Source organism: Methylocapsa palsarum, assembly GCF_900114285.1.
GTDB lineage: Bacteria > Pseudomonadota > Alphaproteobacteria > Rhizobiales > Beijerinckiaceae > Methylocapsa > Methylocapsa palsarum.
On record NZ_FOSN01000029.1, the window covers coordinates 1 to 18,625 of the forward strand.

Sequence of the window (18,625 nt, forward strand, 5' to 3'; positions counted from 1 at the left end):
TCTGCTCTTCCGTGAACCGTGCTCGCTTCATCTGTCCGTCCTCTGAAAGGCCGGACTCTAAATCCTCGTGGAGGAAAATCTCAGTGGCAGGTCAAATGTAGGAAGGCTCAAGGATATCCATAAGGACAGGCTAATGCCTTATGAGTGCGGGATACCCGCTCACCTTCGAGGACGACCGTTTCCTAGAAACGGCTCGGCCCCCCCTGCATGGCGGGGTTGGGCGCATCGCGGAGACGCCAACGCGGGCACATAACTCCTCGGCGCTGAGGTCGAGGAGATCTTCAGATCGCTATACCTCCGTGCCTTCTGCAAGGGCGAGCGCGTCCTCTACGTCGACGCCGAGATAACTAACGGTGCTTTCGATCTTTGTGTGGCCGAGCAGGATCTGCACCGCGCGGAGGTTGTCTGTCTGCTTATAGATGATCGACGCCTTGGTTCGGCGACGCGAATGCGTCTCGAAGTCCTCCCGGCGCAATCCGATCCCGGTGACCCACTCGTCAACGAGCCGAGCATATTGCCGAGTGCTGATGTGATTGGCATGATCGGTCCGGCTTGGAAAGACGAAGTCGTCGAGCGTAGCGCCGCGGCGTTCGAGCCATGCCAGAATGCTGCCGCGAGCGGGTTCGATGAGCTCGAACTGAACGGGCCGGCCGGTCTTCTGCTGAATGACGATCGCGGGTGTACGAACCCGTCCACCGCTGATGAGATCGCCGATTTTGACTTTGACGACGTCGCATCCTCGGAGCTTACTATCGATCGCGAAATCGAACATCGCGCGGTCCCGAAGCCGGCGCTCTCGATCCAGCCAGAACCTGATGGCCCAGACCCGCTGTGGCTTCAGCGCGCGTTTGCCGCCAAGCTTCCGGCCCGCATTCCATGGGCGCCGCTCGTTGGCGCCCGGGTCATATTCCGCGTGTCCCATTGCCTTTCTCCTTTCGGCCATCCTCGGCCAAAAGGAAAGACTGGGCGCCATCAACTTCGATACCAGGGGGCTTGGGGTGGTTTTCTGCCTGGCGGCTTACGAGCCGCAATTGCGCGGAACCCGACATCCGGGTTACGACTAGGTCGGGCCGGGAGCAAACTGGCGGCTTTGAAGGGTGGCGAAGGTCTAGGCGGACTTTCGCTTTCGCGCGTTTTAGCGGCGGCGTCCCAGCTTGCCGAAGGATCGATGACTCAATCTCCCATAGCGGTCCTTCGTGGACAATTCCGCAACTTGTCCAATCGCGCGTCACAGTTTTGTATCAGTCTGAAAGTGACCTACACTTGATCGAGAAACCTGCCGCTCGTCCGAGACCTGGGTGACCGTTACTCATCTAATCGTGTCAATAGCGTTGGATTCAACATGGCCCTTGTCAAAAGTTCGAAAATTGCCGCCCGTGCGCTCAAAACGGCCCCGATCTCTGGCCCGTCGAAGCCAATGCCTCGTGCCATTCCACCTGCTCCGGCCCAGATGGTCGGTGTTACAACCCCCGAAGCGCTGTTCGAGCGCATAGCGGCGGCGACGGAGGAACTGGCAAGCGGGCTAACGGAAGCTTCAGCGGCAGCCGACCAATTGCGTAAGTCAATGGAGCAAATTGCCGGCGGCGCCGAGGAGGCCGCTGGGGCGTCGCAGGAACAACTTGCAGCGATCAAGCGCATATTTGACCGTCTTCGCACGGCGCGCGCCGAAACGGACGTTTTGCGCCGGCGCACGGAAAACGTGGAGGCTCTGCTCGGCGACGCGGCCGAGCGGATCACCGCCTCCGCTCGCGCGATAGAGAACAGCGCACAACGGCAGGCCGCGACGATCGACATCATCGTGGAGCTGGAGCGGCGCGCCGGCGATATCGGCGAAATCACGCAAACCGTCAGCCGGATCTCCGACCAGACCAGCCTGCTAGCGTTGAACGCCGCGATCGAGGCGGCGCGCGCCGGCGATCACGGGCGCGGCTTTGCGGTGGTCGCCGATGAAGTTCGGGCACTAGCCGACTCGTCGGACAAGAGCGCGCAGGAAGTCAAACGGCTGGCAGGCGATATTCAGCGCGACGTCGGGGGCATCGTCGGCGCGGTGAAGAAGGCGGCGGAAACGTCGGCGATGGAAGCTAAGGCGGCAGTCACGGTGGTTGAGACCCTGGAACATCGCCGGGAAGACATGCGGCGGATCGCGAACGGTAGCGAGGAAATGCTGACTGCGGCGCTCGAAGCCGAACGGGCGGCGTCAGAAGCGCAAAAAGGCGCCGAGCAGGTCGCGAGCGCCGCAGTGCAACAATCGGCCGGCGCGGGCGAAGCGCAGTCGGCGGTCCAGCAGCAGGCCAAAGCGCTCGATCAGGGACAGGCGGCGGCGAGGGCGCTGGCGGTCGTCGCCGAAACTCTTCGCGGCGGAGCCGCTATCGCATCGGGCGCAGAACAGATCGGCGCGACCGCCGAGGAGCTTTCGGCGACAATCCAGGAACTGAGCAGCGCCGCCGCTGAAATCATGGTGGCCGTTCAGCAGATCGATCGCGGGTCGCAACAACAAGCATCCGCCACCCACGAAACTTCGGCGGCGCTCGTTCTGATCGAAAAAAGCGCCAAGCTCGCGCAGAAGACGAGCGGCGCTTCCACCGAGCGTGTCACGCAGATGGAGGCCGGGCTAAAGGAGAGCCGCGCGGCAGTCGCGCGGTTGGTCGGCGGGGTCGGCGTGGGGCTCGCGGACACGCGAGCCAGCGTGAAGACGATTGTGCGTTCGGAAACGGTGGGCCGCCGCATCGAAAAGATCGTCGACGCCATGGCCTTGATCGCGATACAGACGAGCATGCTCGCGGTGAGCGGTTCGGTCGAGGCCGCCCGCGCCGGCGACGCCGGCCGGGGTTTCGCCGTGGTGTCCAACGACATCAGGAGCCTGGCGCGGGAGGCGTCGCAGAACGTCGAGCGCGCGAAAGACACGGTGCGCGGCATCCTCGATCAGGTTGCGACGCTCAAGCGCGATCTTGAACAGGTCGCTGCGAACGCCGAGGCCGAGGTCCAGGGCAATCGCGCCGTATTCGCGGCTCTCGACAGGGTTGATGCGGATCTTGCGGCGTTGAGCACCGCCAATCGAGCAATTTTGGAGGGGGCTGACATTATCCTGGTGAGCGTTGCGGAAACAGCGGCCGGCGCACGCCAGATCGCGGCGGCCGCTGAACAGGCCTGCAACGCCTCGCGGCAGGCGGCGGCCGCGTCCACCGAACAGGCGCACGGCGCCGACGATCTAGCAGCTGCGATCGAGGAAATCGCCTCTCTCGCTGACGCGTTGATGCCGCGGCATGAATAGCGCAGGCACCCGGGAGGCCTCCAACTCCGCAAAGCGTCGCTTTCTGGTCTTCCGCGTCGCGCAGCGCATATATGCGCTGCCGGCCGAAGCGGTGGACGAGGTGATACGGATCCCGCTGGCGGCGCGCGTGCCGCAAGCGCCCAAGGCGCTCATCGGCGTCGCAAACCTGCGCGGCGTCGTTCTTCCCATTGCAAGTCTGCGCGCTATGCTCGGCCTCGGCGAAGTCGAGGAGAACGCGGCTTCCCGTGCGATCGTTCTGGATGGCGGCGCCCCTGTCGCCATCGTGGTGGACGCTATCGACGCGCTTATCACGGTCGAGGCAGAGCGGCTCGAAACCCAGGCGGCGCAACTCAGCGTCGAACAAGGCGAGCGGCTGAGCGGCGCCTTTGCGCTGGGCGATGATCAGGGCGCGGCGAAGATCCTGGACGTCCAATCACTTCTTGCCGAATCGTTCGCGCGACGCATCCGGCCGAATTCGAATCCATTGCGCAGCGTCGCCGCGACCTCGCCGCCAGAAGCGGCGGCGGAGCGCGAAACCCTCGTCACTTTCGACGTCGCGGGCCAGGAATTTGCTCTCGATCTAGGGGTCGTTCGGGAGATCATCTCGTTGCCCGACGCCATAGCGGCGGCGCCGCACGCCGAAGCGGCGGTCGCGGGCATAATCGCGTTTCGCGGGCTATTGCTTCCGTTGCTTTCCATGCGTGAACTGCTCGGTTTTTCGCCAGCACCCGCTTCGGAAATACGCGAGAAAATCATCGTCGCGTGCGTCGGCGGAGCGCTGATTGGCCTCCTCGCGGACCGCGCCCGCGCCGTGATCGCCGCCGATCCCAGGCTGATCGATCCGGTGCCGGCCGTGATTCAGGCGCGTTCCGCGGGCGAGGCGCGCATCAAATCGATCTATCGCGGCGAGGAGGGGCAACGGCTCGTCTCGATCCTCGCGCCGGAACAGCTCTTTCGGAGTGACGTCATGCGACAGCTCGGCGAAGTCCACAATCCCACGAGACCGCAAGCGCAGGCCGACCTGGGGAGGGAGGAGCGGAAGTTCCTGGTATTTCGCCTCGGAGATGACGAGTTCGGATTGCCTGTGGAAGCGGTGGACGAAGTGGCGCGCGCTCCGGACCGGGTCACGCGCGTTCCCAGAGCGCCCAAATTTCTGGAGGGAGTCGTCAATCTGCGCGGCGTCGTAATTCCTGTCGTCGATCAGCGGCGCCGTTTCGATATGCGCAGCCTCGAACAGGGCGACGGGCGACGGCTCATCGTGGTGCGGACAGGGCGCCACCGCGCGGGCTTGATCGTCGACAGCGTTTCCGAAGTGCTGCGCACGATGGCCGTCGACATCGAAGCGGCGCCGGACCTCACCGAGGACATCGCACGGCTGGTGCATGGCGTGGTCAATATCGAGGCGGAGGGGCGGATTATTCTCGTGCTGGATCCTGCTGAACTTCTGACGCGCGCCGAACGCGGCCTGCTGGACAAGTTTGAGAGCAGCGCGCGGGGCTCTTTATGATCAAGGTCCTCGTCATCGACGACTCGGCTCTCGTGCGAAAGCTCCTGGGCCGTGTCCTAGCCGACCTCGCCGACTTCGAGGTCTATTTTGCGCGCAACGGGATGGAAGGTCTGGAGCAACTCGCCGTCGTCAATCCCGATGTCGTCACGCTCGACATTCACATGCCTGGAATGGACGGCCTCACCTGCCTCGATCGCATCATGATCGAGCACCCCTGTCCTGTGGTGATGGTGTCTTCGCTGACGCGCGAGGGCGCGGAAGCTACGCTGGAGGCGTTGCGTTTGGGCGCAGTGGATTTCGCGCCCAAGCCCGACGGCGCGGTTTCCTTGCACATGGGCGTTTTCGGACCGCTGTTCGTAGCAAAAGTGCGCGCGGCAGCCGGCGTCAAGCTGAAGGCGAGCCTTCGCCTGCGCGAACGCGTGCAGCATCGCATCGGCGAAAGGGCGTCGGCGCGCCGGCACGCCGCCGGCGACGAGGCCCCCGTGGGGGCTAAGGCAGACGGAATCGTGGTGGTCGGAACCTCGACCGGCGGGCCTCCGGCGCTGGAGGCGCTGCTCGGCGCCTTGCCGTCGTCTTTTCCGTGGCCCATCGTCATCGCCCAGCACATGCCGGCGAATTTCACCGGCGCGCTCGCCCGCCGCCTGAACGGCCTCTGCGCGATCGGCGTTAGCGAGGTGGCGCGCCCTACGGGGCTCGAACCTGGGCACGCCTATATCGGGCGCGGCGACGCCGACATCGTCATTTCGAGAATCGGAGGCGGCGTCATCGCGACGCCCACGCCGGCTGATGCCGGGCGGCCCTGGCATCCGAGCGCCGACCGGCTGATGGAGAGCGCCATCGCGGCTGTCTCGCCCGGCCTGCTGGTGGGCATTCTGATGACCGGCATGGGTGACGACGGCGCTGCATCCATGACGAGGCTTCGCGCGTTGGGCGGCCGGACGATCGCTGAGGCGGAGGAGTCCGCGGTGGTGTGGGGCATGCCGGGACAACTGGTCAGGGCGGGAGGCGCGACCTGGGTGCTTCCGCTTCCGAGAATCGCTGAGCAACTGAGAAAGCTGGTGCCCCTTCATGCCCCTGATCCGCAGCAAGTGTGACAACGCCGCCGCGGGCGTTTTGCGCGAGGAGCCCGCTTCCCTGGCGAGCGCGTCGCCAGACGAACGCTGGGCCGCGGCACGCGCGGCCTGCGATCCCGCCTGCATTTCATCGCTCGGCGATGCGCTCGCCCTTGAGCTGGATGCGCGCGTGCGCCAGGCGATCTTCACCGCGCTGGCGCGCATCGCGACGCCCGAAAGCGCAGGGGTCATCCTACCTTACATGCGGGTCGACGACGCCAGCACCCGCACAGGCGCCCTTGACGCCCTCCGTGCGATGCCGGAGGCCGCGAGGCCGCATCTGCCTGGCCTGCTCGTCGACCCAGACGCGGACGTGCGGATACTGGCGTGCGATCTAGTGCGCGACGCGGGCGGCGCCGACGGGCCGCGCTGGTTGTGCGCAATGATCGAAACCGAACCTCAGGCCAATGTCTGCGCAGCGGCCGTGGAAGTGTTGGGCGAGATCGCAGACGCCGCCGCTGGGCCATGTCTTTCGCGTTGCGCCGAGCGTTTTCCGGACGATCCGTTCCTCCGTTTCGCCATCAAGGTCGTCGCTGATCGCGTCCGGGCCGAAACGCCGGCCCCTCGTGGCTGAGTCCGAACTGCTCGACGCCGAGGAATATCGCCGGCTGTGCGATTATCTCTACCGCCGTACGGGCATGGCCTTCACGGAGGCCCGACGCTATTTCGTCGAACGCCGCGTCGAAGACCGCATGATCGCGACCGGATCATCCTCCTTCGCCAGCTATTTTGCACGCCTGCGTGTAAACATGGAGGGCGAAGTGGAAAAACTGATCAACGCCGCCACGGTCAACGAAACCTATTTCTATCGGGAAGACCATCAGTTCACCTGCCTGACGTCCAATATGCTTCAGGAGCGCCTGCGCGTGAAGCCGCCTGGCGAGGTATTGCGAATCTGGTCCGTCCCCTGTTCGACCGGCGAGGAGCCATATTCGATCGCCATCTGGCTACTGGAAAACTGGCCCGAGGTGGATGCCCACGACGTCGAAATCGTCGCCTCCGACATTGATACTAACGTGCTAAATGCGGCGCGCTCCGGTATTTTCGGCAAGCGCGCGCTTATGCGCTTGAGCGCAGGGCTGACCGGCAAATATTTCACGCGCGCCGGCCCAGAGCATTGGCAAATCCTCGACGAGCTGCGCCAATCAGTGCGGTTCACTGCGGCCAATATCGTCGCGCAGACCGAAACGCGGCCGCACGGCCTGTTCGACGTCATCTTTTGCCGTAACCTGCTGATCTATTTCGACGACACTTCGCGCCGAATAGCGGCAGAGAATCTCTATGAAAGCCTGGCGCCCGGGGGATATGTCTGCCTGGGCCATGCAGAGTCGATGAGCCGCATCTCTCCTCTGTTTGAAGTATGTCGGTTCGCTGACGCCATCGTTTATCGCAGGCCACTGGAGGCGAAGCATGGCTGATGGCAAAATGCGCGTCCTTATCGTGGACGACGCCAACCTCGTCAGGCTTTACTATCGACAGATCCTGGAGGAGGAGGGCTTTGAGGTTGAGGAGGCGCTCAACGGCCTCGAAGCGCTCGAAAGGCTGCTCGTGAGCCCAGCCGATGCGCTCATCGTCGACATCAATATGCCGCAGATGGACGGGATCACATTCCTCGGCGCGCTCAGGCGGCAAGCTTTGCCGCTGTCCGCAATTCCGGCGCTCGTCACGAGCACCGAGTCGAGCGCGGACGACGTCGCCGCGGCGCGCGCTGCCGGAGCCAATTTCTACCATGTCAAGCCAATCGGCCGCGAGGTTCTTGCGCGCTATATGGCGATGTTTTGCGGCGCGCCCCAATGAACGAGTTCCTCGAACAGTTTCTGGTCGAGGCGCGCGAGCTCGTAGAGCAGGCCACCGCCGATCTTCTGGCGCTGGAGCGCGAGCCTGACGACCGCGCGAGCCTGGACGGCTCCTTCCGTGCCTTTCACACGCTCAAAGGGGGAGCCGGCATCGTTGATTTCGCCGCTATGGCGCACGCGATGCATGCCGCCGAGGATGTTCTATCGACGGTTCGCAAGGGTGATCGGCCGGTCACCCCGGACATGATCGGTGAGTGCCTGACTTGCCTCGATCAAGTCGTACAATGGCTCGATGCGATCGAAGACAGCGGCGAACTTCCTGGCGAAGCTGACGCCGAAGCGGACCTCCTCGCAGCCCGGTTCGCGGCACGCGCAGCGGCGAGCGAAGGCGCGAAGGCCAACTCCCCTGTCCTCGGGACCGCGCCGTCCTCCGCGACGGCGCTCGCAGTTCTGCAGGAGCAGATCGCGTTGCTTGCCGTTCGCGGCGAAGGTTTGGAGGGCAGGATCGCCTCGGCCGGACGTTTAGCCGCCAACATTTTTCGCCACCTGGGACGCTTCGACGATGCTGAACGGATCGCTGGTTCTGTTAGTGAAAGTCTCGCCGGCCTCGATACGACCAGCATCGCGCGCTCCATCGAATCAGCCCTGGAGCGGCTGGCAGACAAGCTCTCGCCCAGCCAGATCGCCCCGGTCGCCGTGCGACCCGATCCTCTGTCCCGCACGCTGCGGATCAACGCCGAGCGCGTGGAGGCCCTCGTCAGCCTTACTGGAGAATTGACCGTCGCGAACAACGCCATCGGCCATATCGCGATGCTGGCGCAGGAGGGCGACAACCCGCTCGCCGCGGGGATCGCAGACGAGCACCGCAAGCTCGACCGCCTGATCGCCGGGCTGCAAAGAGCCGTGCTTGAATTGCGGGTCCTGCCGATGCGCGGGGTGTTCCAAAGGTTTTCGCGGCTTGTCCGTGAAATGTCGGAATCACTGACGAAACCAGTGCGGCTAACAATCGAGGGCGAGGACACCCATGCCGACAAGGCGATCATCGAGATGCTATCTGACCCGCTGCTGCACGTGGTGCGGAATGCGATGGATCATGGCGTCGAGACATGCGCTGAGCGCGCTTCCGCGGGAAAGCCCGCGATCGCCACAATACATCTGCGCGCGCGCCGCGAGGGCGAACATGTCGTCGTCGAAGTCGAAGACGATGGTCGAGGCATCGACCCAAACCGCATCCGCAAGACGGTGGTCGAGCGCAATTTGGCGGCAGCCGACGCTGTCGCCGGCATGAGCGACGAAGCCCTCGTCGACCTGATCTTCATGCCGGGCTTATCGACGGCGACCGACGTCACCGACCTTTCGGGGCGCGGGGTCGGCATGGACGCGGTGCGCGCGTCCGTCGAACGTCTAGGGGGGCGCGTCCAATTGGAAACCCGGCTCGGCTCTGGAAGCACGGTGCGCTTCCTTCTTCCCTTCAGCGTGATGATGACGGAGGTGATGACGGTCGAGGCGGGCGGCCAATTGTTCGGCATTCCCTTGGACGCCGTCGTCGAAACGGTTCGCATCCCGCGCGAGGAGATCCGCTCTGTCGGTCACGCTCATGCTTTCGTGCTGCGCAATCGGACTATTCCGCTACTCGGGTTGGGGCAGACGCTCGGATGGGCGAAGGTGGAATCAGATTCCGACGCGACCGTCGTTGTGGCGTCGACCGGCGGCCTGTTGGGGGGGCTCGAAGTCGATAAGCTCGGCTCCCGTATGGACGTCATGCTCAAGCCTCTGGAGGGGATATTGTCCGGAATTCCAGAGATCGCTGGGACGACCGTGCTCGGGGACGGGGGGGTGCTGCTGGTGCTTGACGTCAAGGAGTTACTACGATGATTTTTCTATCAAGTGGCAGATGCAACTCACGGGCGAAACTCTTTCAACGCTGGGAACAACCTCGGGCTCGGCGCGTTCTTGATTACCGGCTCTTTCATCTTCTTTGGCAAGCACCGACTGGTGGGATTTGATGGCTTTAACAATCCTCGTGGTCGACGACAGCAAACTTGCGCGCATGGCGGTCGCTAAGGTGCTTGGAGGGCTTTGTCCCGACTGGACGCGCGTCGAGGCGGCTAATGCTGACGAGGCCTTGGCCGCGATGCACGAGAAAACCCCGGACCTCGCGGTGCTGGACTTCAACATGCCGGGACGAGACGGACTGGATGTCGCGGCGCAGATTCGCGGCCTTCGCCCCTCGATGCCGATGGCGGTGATCTCTGCAAATCACCAAAAAGAGATTGTCGACCGCGCGCATGCCCTCGGCGCCGTGTTCCTTTCTAAGCCGCTCACCGAACCGGCGCTGAGGGATTTTTTGGCAGGTGCCGTGCGCCAGATCGAGGCTGGCGCGGCATGAATGGAGATGCGCCCTCCACGCTGGATGAACTGGAGCTCGACGCACTAACGGAGCTCGTCAACATTGGCGTGAGCAAAGCCGCGCTTAGCTTGCGCGAAATGATCGGCGAGCAGGTCTTGCTGTCGGTGCCGAACTTAGACCTGATCTCGCGCGCGCGGGCGATAGAAACTTTGGGAAAGAACGAGCCTAACAACCTCGTCGCTGTACACCAGGTGTTCGAGGGCGAGATCCACGGCCGCGCGTTGCTCATCTTTCCCGAAACGCGCAGTCTCGAACTGATTCGCGCTGTCACAAGCAGTAGCCTGCCGCTCGAGGACGTCCTAGAACTCGAGCAGGAGGCGCTAGCTGAGACCGGAAACATTCTCTTGAACGGCTGCCTTGCAACCATCGCTAACCTCCTGCAACGCACCCTGAAGATATCCCTGCCCGAGATTCTGCGCGGCGATAGCGCGACCCTGTTCAGCCTCCCGCCGCCACCCGAGTCCGGCGATTTCGTGTTGTTCGTCTACATCAATTTTACGGTCCGCGAGCGCGATATCCAGGGATATATTGCGCTGCTGATGGACCTGCCGTCGCTGGAGGCCCTCAAGATTTTGCTGGGTGAATTCATCCAGAGAACCGGGGGCGACGCGCGGCTACCTTCCAATGTTTGACGCCAGGCAAAGTGACTTGTATTGTATCCTGTTCGATAATGTGGACATTGGCGTTGCCCTTCTGGATCGCAATCACTGCGTGGTCGGCTGGAACGCGTGGCTAGCTTCCGCTACGGCCATTTCCGCTGAAGCCGCGGTCGGCAGGCAGTTCGAGGAATTTCTCCCGCACGCCAGTTCCAAACAGATTGCTCTCGCCGTGGCTGCTTCGCTTGAATCGGGGACGTCGCGCCTGCTCACCCATTCGCTGCATCCCGCGCTCCTGCCGCTTAAGACCGACTTGGGTCAGGAAATGATCCACGATGTGACGGTGTGCCCCGTCGATGGCGGGGGGGTTCGCTATTGCCTGGTCCAGGTTTTCGACGTCACCGTGGCGGTCAAACGCGAACGTTTGCTGCGCGATCGGCAGAATGCACGCTATGACGCGGTGGTCGACAGCGCCCCGGACGTCATCCTCACTGTCGATGACGAAGGCGCCATTCAGTTCGCCAATCCCGCCGCGGACCGACAGTTCGGCTATCCGCCGAAAGAACTCGTCGGCCGGTCGGCCGCCCTCCTTTTCGAGGATCGCGCTGCCTGGAACGAGACCCTGCACGCAGTTATCGGCGGCGACGTCGTACGCCAACCTGTCGAAGTGATCGTGCGGCGCAAGGATGGCTCGTCGAGCTATCTCGAAGTGTCACTCTCACGCTGGCGGAGCCAGTCGCGCGTTCTCATTACTGCCATTCTCCGCGACGTAAACGAAAGACGCATTGCTCAGGAAATCTTGCGGACAAGCGAAGCGCAGTTTCGGGCTCTCGCGCAGGCGATGCCCAACCACGTTTGGACCGCGCTTCCGGACGGTCAACTCGATTGGTTCAACGACCGGGTCTACGAATACAGCGGCATGAAGCCAGGGACACTGGACGGCGAGAGATGGATCAGCCTCGTCCACCCCGAGGAATTGTCGACCGTCACCGAGCTTTGGCGGGCGGCTCTGAAGTCCGGCACGCCCTACGAAGCGCAATTTCGCATCCGAAGCGTTGCCGGGATATATCGATGGCATCTCTCTCGCGCATTTCCCATGCGCGGCCCCCATGATGTTATCATACGCTGGGTTGGCAGCAACACTGATGTCGAGGATCAAAAAATCGCCGCGCGGGCACTGGCCGACGTCAATGCGACCCTTGAACAGCGCGTGTCTGAACGCACCCGCCAATTGATGGAAGCGGAGGAAGCGCTGCGCCAGAGCCAGAAGATGGAAGCCGTCGGGCAACTCACCGGCGGCATCGCTCACGATTTCAATAACCTTCTTCAGGGAATTCTTGGCGCGCTAGACTTCATTAAGAGGCGAATCGCCGAAGGACGCATTGGCGATATTGACCGATTCCTGAATGGCGCCCTGGATTCGGCCAATCGGGCCGCGACCTTGACGCATCGTCTTTTAGCCTTTTCCCGTCGCCAACCGGTCGATCCTCGCCCGGTCGAGATCAACCGGCTAGTCGGGACCGTGGAGGAACTGCTGCGTCGTTCTCTCGGCGAGAATGTAAATTTGAGCGTAACGGCAGGCGAGGAAGTTTGGCTCGTGCGCTGCGACTCTAATCAACTCGAGAACGCGCTCTTGAACCTCGCGATCAATGCGCGCGACGCGATGCCGGACGGCGGGACGATGACGATAGACACCGCCAACAAAGTGCTCGATGCAAACGAGGCGCGACAACGCGACCTAAGTGCTGGCGAGTATGTCTGCCTCCGGGTGATCGACACTGGGGTGGGAATGACGCCAAGCGTCAAGGCGCGAGCCTTCGATCCATTCTATACAACCAAACCCATCGGTAAGGGCACGGGGCTTGGCCTGTCCATGATCTACGGATTTGTGCGGCAATCGGAAGGCTCGGTGACGATCGACAGCGAGTTCGGCAAAGGGACGTCGGTCGAAATTTGCCTCCCGCGTTACAAGGGTAATGTAGACGATGCACTCGTTGACGAGTCCTTGGGAGACAATCGCGCAGGAGCCCACGAAGTCGTCCTCATCGTTGAGGATCAGGCTGTCGTCCGTCTTCTAATGGTCGAGGCCCTCAACGATCTGGGTTATCAGGTGCTTGAAACAGCCGGTAGCGAAGCCGCCTTGCGGATCTTACAATCGTCGCAGCGCGTCGACCTTCTCGTGAGCGACATAGGTCTACCGGGTTTAAATGGCCGCCAGCTGGCCGACGCGGCTCGCGTCAAGCGTCCCGATCTGAAGGTCCTTTTGGTGACTGGATACGCTGAGAATGCCACAGGAAGATCGTTCTTGGAACCCGGTATGGAGATCGTCATAAAGCCATTCACCATCGATGCGCTAGTCAGCAAAATCCGCGATATGATTCTCAGTGGCCGAGGCAAAAAATCATTATAGGTGGGCCCGTCCCCGACCCAATAGCCGCTATGAGTGCCTCACATCTTAAAGCCACCGGCTTTGCCGGGGCATACTTACTGTCGGTTTCGGGGAAACGAGCAAACGCCGCTGAATGATCCCTCGGGTGCCCTGCATTCGGCGTGACCAACTTCGTGAACGACTGCTTCTGACAATCCAAACAAGCCTTGGAACGAGAGATTGGGTCGAGTGCTGACGATTGCCGTGCAAACGTTAATGTTCGCCACGTCATGCCGCTCGCCCAAAGAACCGCTGTTTCCATTTCAGTCTTTGGGCTCGCGACGTCTAATCCAAGTCGACGACCGCGTGGTCCGGCGCTCTCTTACCACGCACACGGAGCCTTTCGTTTTGTGGGCCGATCTAGGCGGCGTCGATCCGGGCAGGCTTAAGATATAAAATCCCAAGACTGCGTTCGTCTAGATTCACCCGCCAGCCCCTTGGCGTGCGCACTGAGCTTCGCGCCGTCGCCGTGATCCCGCGTTCTGCAGTCAAATCCCGGTCCCGTTCCGATTTTGACGATCGTTGCGTCGAACGAGCCTTTCACGAGCGGGACCAATAAATCACGCACGTAGCGACTGAAAGTCAGTGCCGCGACGCAATCGAGCGTTGGATGATCGGGTATCTCGATGCGTTGACCGGTCCGCGGCGTCAATGCTTCAAGCGTGACGGGTTGCGCGATGACGCAGCGGACATCCGAGGAGGGCTCAGAAACGCTAGGGGTCCAGGCCGACCTACTATCAGGCCAAGGCGAACTTCGACACCGCCGGGATTGCCGGGCTGGTCCAGGCCAAGCCAGGCCCCCGCGGTCCTCACAAGCTCGACGACGACATTATGGCCTTGTTGAAGGCGCGGCTGGTTCCGGGCGAACCGGTTCGCGCCCGAGAACTGGTCAGGCTGGTCCGCAACGAACTCAATGTCGAGCTTCATCCGAGAACAATCGAGCGGGCGTTAAAAAAACTGGCCGGTGAACGTCGCCGCGACCTCGGCCGGTTCGATCGTGTCGTCGGTCCTTGCGTCCGAGTACGAGGTGCTGCGCGCCGCCGTTCTTGGCGAAGCGCTGCCGCTTATGGCCCGCAGCGGCCTAATGCTGTTTCTGCGCTGAAGGAGGCACCTGTCATGACAGCCAGCGACACCCTGCCCCGGACCGCCCCTTCCAGGCCGGAGGCGAAGGCCGATCCTAACGAAGCCTTGAAATCCCTTCCCATGCCAAAATTGCTGACAAAGCTGGGGTCGTCGACGGATGGCCTGACCCAAGCCGAGGCGCGGAAGCGGCTGGCGCAATACGGCCCCAACGAGATCGAAGAGACGAAGACCAATGAGCTTCTGAAATTCCTCGGCTATTTCTGGGGTCCCATTCCCTGGATGATCGAGGTGGCCGTGGTCCTGCAGCCGTCGATCCCGAAACCGACGAAATCACAACCGCTTCATGAAACGCCGCGTCCGCCGCCGCTGCGAAACCCGACCATCTCCGCCGGATCGGCTGCGGCGCGTCGAGCTCTACGCCCAGCTGCCAAATGGCCTGGTTTTGCTCCGCCCTAATGGCCGGCTTTTACTCCGCCGTTGACACCCGTGTCACCTAAACAGCCAATCGCGTCCGCCTCGCCTTCGCCGCACGCTCGCCGTAAGCCGATCTCTTTCAAAGTCCGCCTGGCGCGCGCTCCCCGCTTGGCCCGGAGCCGACGGGGCAAGCGCCCCGGGTCCGCCCATCCTCGTCTCTCCAGCGCGTTTAAAAAGTACAGTTCAGACCGCGGTGAAAAACCCGAAAGGCGGAGCACGTCAATAATCAGCGCTTGCGGAAAGCAACGCAAAGCGCGGGTCATCATGAATAGGCGCGGATAGCTATGCTTTTGGCCATCGCGCAATGATAGTCTGGCCTTAAATCTGGCCCCGCCTTAAAAAATTCCTGTTCGAAAACGATTTCGCGGCGTTAAGAGCCTGGTTCTGTCGCGATTTTGCGCTCGGTTTGCTCGAACCACCAGGCAGAGATCATGTCGGACGATCCTCGGAACGAAACAAAAAGCCAATCGAAAGAGGGGTCCGGTTGGAACCCTGAAACCCAATCCCGGACAGGACGCCCCGTCGTCAGGGTCGTGGGGATCGGCGCCTCCGCTGGCGGCCTCGACGCCTTCCGCGGGCTGTTTGAGCATATGCCATCAAACAGCGGCCTCGCCTTTGTCGTGATCCTTCATCTTCCGGTTGGCCGCAAAAGCATGCTGGCCGAGATTCTCGGCCGCTGGACAAAGATGCCCGTCACCGAGGCGGCGCACAACGTTCGTCTCGAAGCCAACATCGTCTACGTGCCGCCGCCGCATGCGATCGTGACGCTGAGGGATGGCCGCCTGCACATTCGAATGCCAGACCCTGACGCTCCCAGGCAGTACCGGCCCATCGACGTATTCTTTGATTCGCTGGCCTCGGCGCTGCGCGAAAACGCTGTCGGCGTCGTTCTGTCCGGAACCGGCAGTGACGGCGCGCTCGGGCTCAAGGCGATCAGATTGTTCGGCGGCCTCACCATCGCGCAAGGCGTCGACGGAACCGGGCCGCAATATTCTGAGATGCCCGAAGGCGCCATCGCGGCTGGCGTGGTGGACCTTGTCGCCCCGGTTGAGGACATCCCGGCGCATATCCTGCGATTGGCCGGCTTGCCCAGCCCGGACGCGGCGCCCGCCGGCGTCCCTGTCGAGGAGGACCACGACGGTCGGCTGAAGCTTTGCGAAGTCCTGCACAAGCAGGTGGGACATGATTTCAGCGGTTACCGCGAAAAGACTTTCATGCGTCGCGTTCAGCGGCGCATGAACCTGACCGGCGTCAAGGTGTTTCGCGACTATATCGCGCTGGTGGAGGCGGATCGCGGAGAAGCGCTTCTGCTCCTTCGCGATCTTTTGATCCGGGTGACAAGCTTCTTCCGCGATAACGAAGCCTTCACCGTTCTCAAAAATCTGGTCATGCCCCGCCTGTTCGCCGGCAAGGGGCCCGCAAACTCAGTCAGGATCTGGGTGCCCGGTTGCGCGACCGGCGAAGAGGCCTATTCGCTCGCGATGCTGGTTTGCGAACATATGGATGGCATTGAGGCCCCGCCGAAGGTGCAGATTCTCGCCACCGACATCGATGAGCCGGCGATCGTGTCGGCCCGGCTCGGCCGTTATCCCGAATCGCTGCTTCAGGGGCTCTCCGTCGAGCGCAAGGCGCGATTTTTCAACAAGGTGGAAACCGGCTACGCCGTCAGCAGGGAGATCCGGGACCTTTGCATGTTTTCCTCGCATAGCATCGTGCGCGATCCGCCGTTCTCGCGGATGGACATGATCTCCTGCCGCAATCTTTTGATCTACATGGATATCGATCTGCAGAGCGACGTCATTCCCGCATTCCATTATTCTCTCGTGCCGGGCGGCATCCTCATGCTGGGAATATCGGAATCGACGTCAAGGCATGACGACCTGTTCGAACCGCTCGACAAAGCCGCCCGCATTTTCGTTCGCAAGACCGTTGAAAGCCCCCGTTTCGCGTTTCCCGACCCGCGCGAGGCCGCATCGCCGTTCCGCCCCTACACCGGGACCAGAGCGCACCGGCCGGTCGAGCACGATGGCGGCCAAAGATCGGCTGACGCGCCAGAGCCTTCGGTTTTCATTACAAGCACCAGACGTTTACCTATGGGCAATTTCTTTGAAATGATCGGCGCCGCACGCCGGAAACTAAGCGAATACCTGTCGTCGTCCGAGACTGCCCAGCTTCGCGAAAATCTGACCGGCGCGCAGGAACAATTGCAGGTGCTCAGGGAAGAACGCGAAACCGCGCTTGAGGAGCTTCGCAGCGCGAACGAGGAGCTTCGCTCCGTCAACGAGGAGTTTCAGTCAACCAACGAAGAGCTGGAGACCTCGAAAGAAGAGCTCCAGTCAGTCAACGAGGAGCTTCACACCGTCAATGCGCGCCTGACCGAAAAGGTCGATGAGCTTGACCAGACTAACAGCGATCTTCGCAATCTGCTCGACAGCACGCAGATCGCGACGATCTTCCTCGACCGGCATCTGATCATCCGCAGCTTCACGCCGGCGGTGAGCGCGATCTACCGGCTTATCCCGAGCGATCAGGGCCGGCCCCTCTCGGATATCGTTGGCCATATTCGACACAGCGGCCTGGCGGACGACGTGAATCAGGTTCTGGCGAGCCTCCAGCCGCTCGAAAGGCGGGTCACCCGCGATGACGGGCAGGCCCATTATCTGATGCGCATTCTGCCCTATCGCTCGCCCGACAGCACGGTCAGCGGGGTGGTGGTCACCTTCCTCGACGTGACCACCATCGTCGAGGCGGAGCTCCACCATCAGCTGCTGATCGAGGAACTGAACCACCGCGTCCGAAACATGCTGACCGTCGTGATCGCTCTCGCCACGCAGACGCTTCGCCGCGTCGGGACGCTCGAGGAATTCTCCACGACGTTCCTTGGCCGCGTTCACGCCCTGGCCGCGTCCTACACGCTGCTGAGCGCCGAGAACTGGTCCAGCATTTCTCTTCGCGACCTGATCGTCGAGGAAACGAAACCCTATGCCTTGCAGGATCGGGCCAATATCACGATCGACGGTGCCGAGATCCGGCTGACGCCGGCAGGCGGACTGGCGCTGGGGATGGCCGTCCACGAACTGGCGACGAACGCGGTCAAATATGGCGCTCTTTCGGTTCCGGAGGGCATTGTTTCGATTTCGTGGCGGGTCGAAGGGGAAGCTGCGAAGCAAAGTCTCGTTCTGAACTGGAACGAACGGGGCGGCCCACCGGTCGCGCCGCCCTCGCAGCGAGGCTTCGGGACGACCATCATAAAGCGCGGCCTCGCCCATGAATTGGATGGTGTGGCGAACATTGACTTCCGCGCCGAGGGCGTCGCGGCGGCCTTGACCATTCCCATGGGAGTAGACGTTTTCGTGAAGCCAAGCTGTTGATTTCCACCGAGATGTGACCCTGGAAGGCCAGATTTTTTCACCGAGAACTGACCCATGTCTTGACCTCCTCCTGGCTGATTTTCGGGGGATCCAGGAGTGATCGACATGGCGTTATTGAGTGCAATCCGGCGCTGGCATTTCCGGCAGGACGTCCCGGTCCGGGAGATCGGGCGGCGGACGGGATTGTCCCGGAACACGTTCCACAAATACCTACGGGCGGACGCGGTGGAGCCAAAGTTCGAGGTTCCCGATCGGCCAAGCAAATTGGATCCATTCGCCGAGAAGCTGGCGGGTTGGCTTCGGCAGGAAGCAGTCAAATCGCGCAAGCAGAAGCGGACGGCGAAGCGCCTGCACGCCGACCTTGTCGCGCTCGGCTATGACGGCTCCTATGGCCGCGTCGCCGCCTTTGTTCGTCGCTGGAAGGCCGACCGCCAGCACGAGGAGCAGACCAGCGGTCGAGGAACATTCGTGCCGCTGGTTTTCCATGGATACGCCTCCAATAAAGGCGCCGCAGGCTTTGACCTTGACCACCGAGCCGCAGGCGAACGTTGAACGCTACGACGCTCTGCGCAAGACC

14 protein-coding genes and 1 pseudogene are annotated in these 18,625 nt (G+C 62.3%); 13 read left to right on the plus strand and 2 right to left on the minus strand.

The features are described 5' to 3' along the window. Positions 1-289 precede the first annotated feature (289 nt). Positions 290-922, minus strand: a complete 633-nt coding sequence (locus tag BM177_RS17930; protein ID WP_091686403.1) for a tyrosine-type recombinase/integrase — start codon at positions 920-922, stop codon at positions 290-292. 642 nt (positions 923-1,564) lie between these two features. Between BM177_RS17930 and BM177_RS17935 the strand changes: the two genes are divergently transcribed. The 10 genes from BM177_RS17935 (at position 1,565) to BM177_RS17980 (ending at position 13,102) form a co-directional block, all read left to right on the plus strand. Continuing rightward, complete coding sequence (locus BM177_RS17935) at positions 1,565-3,271, plus strand: methyl-accepting chemotaxis protein (protein WP_244532428.1); 1,707 nt, start codon at positions 1,565-1,567, stop codon at positions 3,269-3,271. Further along, positions 3,264-4,778 (plus strand): chemotaxis protein CheW, encoded by a 1,515-nt coding sequence (locus tag BM177_RS17940; RefSeq protein WP_091686405.1) that lies wholly within the window; start codon positions 3,264-3,266, stop codon positions 4,776-4,778. Before BM177_RS17935 ends, BM177_RS17940 begins: the two co-directional genes overlap by 8 nt. Continuing rightward, positions 4,775-5,872, plus strand: a complete 1,098-nt coding sequence (gene cheB / locus BM177_RS17945; RefSeq protein WP_091686407.1) for a chemotaxis-specific protein-glutamate methyltransferase CheB — start codon at positions 4,775-4,777, stop codon at positions 5,870-5,872. Before BM177_RS17940 ends, cheB begins: the two co-directional genes overlap by 4 nt. Then, positions 5,847-6,464, plus strand: coding sequence for a HEAT repeat domain-containing protein (locus tag BM177_RS20815; RefSeq protein WP_091686432.1), 618 nt, complete (start codon positions 5,847-5,849; stop codon positions 6,462-6,464). The genes cheB and BM177_RS20815 overlap by 26 nt, the downstream gene beginning before the upstream one ends. Next, positions 6,424-7,308, plus strand: a complete 885-nt coding sequence (locus BM177_RS17955; protein WP_425284434.1) for a CheR family methyltransferase — start codon at positions 6,424-6,426, stop codon at positions 7,306-7,308. Before BM177_RS20815 ends, BM177_RS17955 begins: the two co-directional genes overlap by 41 nt. Continuing rightward, complete coding sequence (locus BM177_RS17960; protein ID WP_091686411.1) at positions 7,301-7,687, plus strand: response regulator; 387 nt, start codon at positions 7,301-7,303, stop codon at positions 7,685-7,687. Before BM177_RS17955 ends, BM177_RS17960 begins: the two co-directional genes overlap by 8 nt. Beyond that, positions 7,684-9,561 (plus strand): chemotaxis protein CheA, encoded by a 1,878-nt coding sequence (locus tag BM177_RS17965; protein ID WP_244532430.1) that lies wholly within the window; start codon positions 7,684-7,686, stop codon positions 9,559-9,561. The genes BM177_RS17960 and BM177_RS17965 overlap by 4 nt, the downstream gene beginning before the upstream one ends. Positions 9,562-9,691: 130 nt before the next feature. After that, positions 9,692-10,075 carry a response regulator transcription factor gene (locus tag BM177_RS17970; RefSeq protein ID WP_091686416.1) on the plus strand — a complete coding sequence of 128 codons (384 nt, stop codon included), beginning with the start codon at positions 9,692-9,694 and terminating at the stop codon, positions 10,073-10,075. After that, complete coding sequence (locus BM177_RS17975) at positions 10,072-10,728, plus strand: chemotaxis protein CheX (RefSeq protein ID WP_091686418.1); 657 nt, start codon at positions 10,072-10,074, stop codon at positions 10,726-10,728. Before BM177_RS17970 ends, BM177_RS17975 begins: the two co-directional genes overlap by 4 nt. Then, the gene (locus BM177_RS17980) at positions 10,721-13,102 is read left to right on the plus strand and encodes a PAS domain S-box protein (protein ID WP_091686421.1); all 2,382 of its coding nucleotides are present in this window, start codon (positions 10,721-10,723) and stop codon (positions 13,100-13,102) included. Before BM177_RS17975 ends, BM177_RS17980 begins: the two co-directional genes overlap by 8 nt. 403 nt (positions 13,103-13,505) lie before the next feature. Here the strand turns inward: BM177_RS17980 and BM177_RS17985 are convergent, their stop codons facing one another. Further along, entirely contained in the window at positions 13,506-13,916 is a 411-nt protein-coding gene (locus BM177_RS17985) for an extensin family protein (RefSeq protein ID WP_091686423.1), read from the minus strand. Positions 13,917-13,957: 41 nt separating this feature from the next. Between BM177_RS17985 and BM177_RS20820 the strand changes: the two genes are divergently transcribed. From BM177_RS20820 to BM177_RS18005, 3 genes and pseudogenes are all read left to right on the plus strand, one after another. Continuing rightward, the gene (locus BM177_RS20820) at positions 13,958-14,659 is read left to right on the plus strand and encodes a cation-transporting P-type ATPase (RefSeq protein WP_244532431.1); all 702 of its coding nucleotides are present in this window, start codon (positions 13,958-13,960) and stop codon (positions 14,657-14,659) included. Between the two features lie 449 nt (positions 14,660-15,108). Further along, positions 15,109-18,048 (plus strand): CheR family methyltransferase, encoded by a 2,940-nt coding sequence (locus tag BM177_RS18000; protein ID WP_091686426.1) that lies wholly within the window; start codon positions 15,109-15,111, stop codon positions 18,046-18,048. 105 nt (positions 18,049-18,153) lie between these two features. Beyond that, positions 18,154-18,531 (plus strand): annotated as a pseudogene (locus tag BM177_RS18005) (IS21 family transposase); the annotation flags it as partial. Positions 18,532-18,625 lie beyond the last annotated feature (94 nt).

Excerpts from the sequence above, each read along its gene's own strand:
- BM177_RS17930 (WP_091686403.1), bottom strand. The coding sequence starts at position 922 with ATGGGACACGCGGAATATGACCCGGGCGCCAACGAGCGGCGCCCATGG.
- BM177_RS17935 (WP_244532428.1), top strand. The coding sequence starts at position 1,565 with ATGGAGCAAATTGCCGGCGGCGCCGAGGAGGCCGCTGGGGCGTCGCAG.
- BM177_RS17940 (WP_091686405.1), top strand. The coding sequence starts at position 3,264 with ATGAATAGCGCAGGCACCCGGGAGGCCTCCAACTCCGCAAAGCGTCGC.
- cheB (WP_091686407.1), top strand. The coding sequence starts at position 4,775 with ATGATCAAGGTCCTCGTCATCGACGACTCGGCTCTCGTGCGAAAGCTC.
- BM177_RS20815 (WP_091686432.1), top strand. The coding sequence starts at position 5,847 with ATGCCCCTGATCCGCAGCAAGTGTGACAACGCCGCCGCGGGCGTTTTG.
- BM177_RS17960 (WP_091686411.1), top strand. The coding sequence starts at position 7,301 with ATGGCTGATGGCAAAATGCGCGTCCTTATCGTGGACGACGCCAACCTC.
- BM177_RS17965 (WP_244532430.1), top strand. The coding sequence starts at position 7,684 with ATGAACGAGTTCCTCGAACAGTTTCTGGTCGAGGCGCGCGAGCTCGTA.
- BM177_RS17970 (WP_091686416.1), top strand. The coding sequence starts at position 9,692 with ATGGCTTTAACAATCCTCGTGGTCGACGACAGCAAACTTGCGCGCATG.
- BM177_RS17975 (WP_091686418.1), top strand. The coding sequence starts at position 10,072 with ATGAATGGAGATGCGCCCTCCACGCTGGATGAACTGGAGCTCGACGCA.
- BM177_RS17980 (WP_091686421.1), top strand. The coding sequence starts at position 10,721 with ATGTTTGACGCCAGGCAAAGTGACTTGTATTGTATCCTGTTCGATAAT.
- BM177_RS18000 (WP_091686426.1), top strand. The coding sequence starts at position 15,109 with ATGTCGGACGATCCTCGGAACGAAACAAAAAGCCAATCGAAAGAGGGG.